The organism is Nocardiopsis oceani, assembly GCF_054777395.1.
Window position 1 is genome coordinate 1 of the sequence record NZ_BAAHAR010000117.1, and the last position, 1,302, is coordinate 1,302.

Sequence of the window (1,302 nt, forward strand, 5' to 3'; positions counted from 1 at the left end):
TGGTTCGTACCGGGTCTGATGGAGGCTCTCAATCCTGGGAAGGATGAGAGACATGGCAGCACCGAGGAAGTACCCCGATGAGCTGCGTGAACGCGCAACCAGGATGACCCTGGAAGCCCGCCGAGACCCAGCCACACGCGACGGGGCCATTGCCCGCACAGCCGACCAGCTCGGCATCAACCGCGAGACCCTGCGCAACTGGGTCAGCCAGGCCGAGATCGACACTGGAGACCGGCCCGGCACCACCACCGATCAGGCCCAGCACATCGCCGACCTCGAACGCGAGGTCCGCGAACTGCGCCGCGCCAACGCCATCCTCAAGTCCGCCTCAGCTTTCTTCGCGGCGGAGCTCGACCGCCCACACACCAGATAGTCGCCTACATCGACACCCACAAGCAGGAGTTCGGGGTCGAGCCGATCTGCGAGGCGTTGCAGTTCGCCCCGTCCACCTACTACGCGACCAAGAACCGGCCGCCCTCGGCCCGCTCGCTCGCTGACGCGGCCATGACAGAGGAGATCACCGCAGTGCACGCCGACAACTTCGGCGTCTACGGGGTGCGCAAGGTCCACGCCGAGCTCAACCGCAAAGGCCACCGGGTGGCCCGCTGCACCGTCGCCCGGCTGATGAAGGCCGCCGGGCTGTGCGGCATCGGTCGGACCAAGTCCCCGCGCACCACCGTCCCGGCTCCGAGACCCGATGAACGCCCGGACCTGGTGGAACGCGCCTTCACCGCCACCGAGCCCGACCAACTGTGGGTAGCCGATATCACCTACGTGCGCACCGCGGCCGGGTGGGTCTACGCCGCGTTTGTCATCGACGTGTTCTCCCGCCGGGTGGTGGGCTGGCAGGTCTCGAAGTCGCTGCACACCGACCTGGCCCTGGACGCGTTGGAGATGGGCCTGTGGAGCCGTCGGCACCGGGGCCACAGCGTCGACGGGCTCATCCACCACAGCGACCGCGGCGTGCAGTACGTCGCGGTGCGCTACACCCTGCGACTGGCCCAGGCTGGGGCCCTCGCCTCGGTCGGGTCCACCGGCGATTCCTACGACAACGCTCTGGCCGAGGCGTTCAACTCGCTGTTCAAGGCCGAGTTGGTGCGCAACAAGGGGCCCTGGCAGGGCATCGAGGACCTCGAGATCGCTGTGGCTGAGTACGTGGACTGGTTCAACCACCGCCGTTTGCACGGAGAGATCGGCCTGGTCCCACCCTCGGAGTTCGAAGCCGACTTCTACCAGCACAATCCCGCATCGACACCCGTCGATGCGTCGGTTCCGAGTCTCTAAAAACTCCGGTACGAAACA

The 1,302-nt window shown here is 66.8% G+C and carries 1 protein-coding gene and 1 other annotated feature; the gene reads left to right on the forward strand.

What is annotated here, in order from left to right; translation table 11 throughout:
- The first annotated feature begins 52 nt into the window (after positions 1-52).
- Positions 53-1,284, forward strand: a protein-coding gene (locus ACYVDG_RS32620) for an IS3 family transposase (RefSeq protein WP_460764137.1) whose coding sequence is annotated in 2 segments (ribosomal slippage) — positions 53-332 and positions 332-1,284 — 1,233 coding nt in all. Because the reading frame shifts where the segments join, the coding sequence is not laid out codon by codon here.
- Positions 331-444 (forward strand) — a sequence feature (AL1L pseudoknot). It overlaps the preceding gene by 114 nt.
- Positions 1,285-1,302 lie beyond the last annotated feature (18 nt).